The following is a 3162-nucleotide window of genomic DNA, read 5'->3' as shown; positions in this document are numbered from 1 at the left end:
TTTAAAAATAAGAGCTTGTACCCGCACTTGTACCCACAAACGAAGATCCGTACAAAAATCAGACAGCGCAAGTGGGTACAGAGCCATATCAGTACAACATCAATATGGCTATCAAAGCAAGGTTTAGGCAGGCCAAAAAGCTTTTATCATTGGCCCCCAATTGCCAACAACCTTGACCACCGTCCGCTAAGAGCTGTGAGTTCAACGGGTCGATGCAACGCTATCCATATTAATCTTAAAGGGCACGAGCAACCATTATCCTTATACCTATTCAATAAATGCTTCTTAGCATATTCTATTCTCACGCGAGAAATATTCGGCAGCAAATCTAATTACTGACCAAAAGCGCAATTGAGAAGGGAAACTGACATGAAGATTCAATCTGTTCGGGTTAAAAACTTTCGTGCATTAGCAGATGTTACGATCCCTTTTGATTCCGTCACAACTTTTATTGGACCAAACGGAGCCGGTAAATCAACTGTCCTCCGAGCTCTTGATTGGTTCTTCAACGGTAAGCTAGGTGCATTAAATGATAAAGATTGTTCGTTTGGAACTGTTGATGAGGACATTGAAGTGCAAGTCACTTTCTCAAACCTTACTGAAAGAGATCGTGAAGCACTTGGCAAATACGCGCCGCAGGAGGCTAATACATTCACCGCATGGAGGCTGCGCTCACCTGATAGTTCAGAACGACTGTCTGCAAATGCCAAGAGTTTTCCAGATTTTAACGCTATTAAGGCGGCAAATGGCGCAAATGCTAAAAAGGATATGTACAACGATCTTCGACAGATCCGCTCTGAACTCAATCTTCCTGTTGCGAAGACTGGAGCTGCTGTAGAAGAAGCGATGACTGCGTGGGAAGCATCACATACAGACTTGTTAGAAGATTCCCTAGAGTCTCTGCAGACCAACTTTTTTGGCTTTAATAGCGGCGGTAAGATGGGCGGCCTCTTTGACTTCGTTTTAGTTACAGCTGATCTTCGTGCAAGTGAAGAATCACTGGATGGCAAAGCGAGTATCATTGGTCGAATTCTTGAACGTTCAATTGATCGTACTGCTGCAGATGAGGAAATTGCCAAGATTGTTGAAGAATCTCGAACCCAGCAGCAGAAAGTTTACGAGGATAAATTTAAAACTCAGCTTGAGGAAATGACGGCACAGTTGAACGCAGTTGTTACGGCATACTCACCAGGTCGTGCTATTACTGTTTCTCCTGCCGACATTGAACTGAAGGCACCAAAGACTACATTCGAAGTGTCTGTGCTCGATGGCACAACCGAGACAGCAGTGGAGAGACAAGGGCACGGTTTTCAGCGCACGATATTGATCTCCGCACTTCAACTATTAGCTCAGTCTGGTGCCGCTTCTGCCGAAGGTGTTATTTGCCTTGCAATCGAAGAACCTGAACTATTTCAGCATCCTATCCAGGCGAAAGCATTTGCAAAGGTGCTCAGATCTCTCGCCGAAGATGCGGATAAACGTGTACAAGTAACTTATGCTACCCACAGCCCCTATTTTCTTGAAGCTCGACATTTCAATCAGATCAGACGGCTGACACGAACGACTGATGCAACTCCCGTCGTTTCAGTTCATTTTGCAACTATGGAAACTGTCAAAGCCAAGTTAAATGGAATTGTTACTGCCGACGTAGTTGATAGAAGACTTGACCATAATGTAGCTGATCAGCTTTCAATTGCCCTCTTTGCTCACAGAGCTTTTTTAGTCGAAGGGACAACAGAATTGTCGGTGTTTTATGGAATTGGCGATAGAACATCACACGGATCGCTCGAAGCGGCTGGCATCTCTATTGTTCCCGTTGGTTCGAAGACATCAATACCACTGGCACATGCGATCCTTAGTGCAATAGGTGTTCCCGTTTACGCGCTCTTTGATGCAGATGCAGGATTTGAAGCTCGTGCCAAAGCGAAAAATAAACCGCAGAGAGCTATCGATGAAGAGAGGAATAATCACGCAATTGAGAATCGCAGTCTGCTTCGATACTTCGGTATGCCCGAAGAAGATTTTCCACCTGCAACAGTTACTAACGATATTGCTATATTTGGGGATCACCTTGAATCTTTCCTATCTGAAAACTGGACAGATTGGGGTAAGGCCTGCAACGAAATTGAAGCACTTACAGGAATCAATCTCTCAAAGAATCAACTAGCTTATCGAACAGCAACTATTAATGCTAAGGGCAACGTACCAGCAATGCTCGAAGCCATTCTAGCTAAGTCTGCAGGGCGATAAACATGTGTGAAGGGACTTTCTTTAACAGTTTGCTATTAAATTAATTACTAAGTGCTAGTTGACCGTATAAAGTAAGCTCATAGCAAGCGTGAATTGCTCCCAATTGAATAACAAAAAATTATGAGGGTGATGATCCTACCCACCCTCAATTAAAATTAAAGATACTTACGTGAGAAATTTTTTTTGACCACCATACTTATATAACTGTTTAGTCCATGCCCAGCTTGGGCTAGTTCTTTCATCTTAGAGACAGTCGAAGCACCAGGTTTAGTAGCATCGTAAACGTATTTCCATCCATCCTTAAACTGTACTGTTATAGCATCGGCAGTAGTTTCATATAACACTACTCCCGAATCACCGCCTTTATTAGCATAAGCTGGCATTTTTTATCCTTACTAAATTACAGCGCAAGTTGCTGCTCCCTAGTTATATGATCCATGCGAAACCTGATTGTTGAGCCAGATCATAACTTCGATTTTTTCATGAATATAAGTTATTTAGCCAGCTGGATTAACCATACACAGCAATGTCCGTTCCTGGCACGAAACCGACCGTAGCGGCATCAGCGGGCTGCTATGAGCGAGGAGCGGAGGTTGTTGCCTGCCTGCATTGGTCGTGACTTCCATGGTCACTGAAGTTCGACAATTTACCAATTGATTTCTATACATAAAAAAATGTAAATTACTGTATTAAGTTCTGAAAACCAGCATCCGTGAGGAAATAATGAAAAAAAGTCGTGGTTCACGTGGTCATGTGCATATATCAAATCCAAAGTTTACCGGAATCAGCATTACATTAGCCAAAAAAGATAACCCAGATAGAACGATAAAAGCCTCGATAAATTCAAATTTTATTAATATAAAAAATGGGCGTGCATGTTTAAATTCCAGACAAATAAAAAAAGGTAGCTGG

At 42.7% G+C, this 3162-nt stretch carries 2 protein-coding genes and 1 pseudogene; 2 read left to right on the top strand and 1 reads right to left on the bottom strand.

Going from position 1 to position 3162, the window contains the following annotated elements; genetic code table 11:
• Window positions 1-369 precede the first annotated feature (369 nt).
• A complete protein-coding gene (locus tag V1952_RS20925; RefSeq protein WP_050299446.1) occupies window positions 370-2250 on the top strand; it encodes an ATP-dependent nuclease in 1881 nt (626 codons plus the stop codon).
• A 155-nt stretch (window positions 2251-2405) separates the two neighbouring features.
• On the opposite strand, the gene V1952_RS20920 is transcribed toward V1952_RS20925, so the two are convergent.
• Window positions 2406-2633 carry a hypothetical protein gene (locus V1952_RS20920; RefSeq protein ID WP_050299445.1) on the bottom strand — a complete coding sequence of 76 codons (228 nt, stop codon included), beginning with the start codon at window positions 2631-2633 and terminating at the stop codon, window positions 2406-2408.
• A 340-nt stretch (window positions 2634-2973) separates the two neighbouring features.
• Between V1952_RS20920 and V1952_RS20915 the strand changes: the two are divergent.
• A pseudogene (locus tag V1952_RS20915) lies at window positions 2974-3162 on the top strand (hypothetical protein); the annotation flags it as partial.

This window comes from Yersinia sp. 2542 StPb PI, from assembly GCF_048593855.1.
GTDB classification, from domain to species: Bacteria; Pseudomonadota; Gammaproteobacteria; order Enterobacterales; family Enterobacteriaceae; genus Yersinia; species Yersinia enterocolitica_E.
The sequence above is the reverse complement of the archived record's forward strand: the minus strand, read 5'-3'. Positions and strand labels throughout refer to the sequence as shown.

Bases quoted from the DNA above. Each gene is read 5' to 3' on its own strand.
- V1952_RS20925 (WP_050299446.1), top strand. From the start codon at position 370: ATGAAGATTCAATCTGTTCGGGTTAAAAACTTTCGTGCATTAGCAGAT.
- V1952_RS20920 (WP_050299445.1), bottom strand. From the start codon at position 2,633: ATGCCAGCTTATGCTAATAAAGGCGGTGATTCGGGAGTAGTGTTATAT.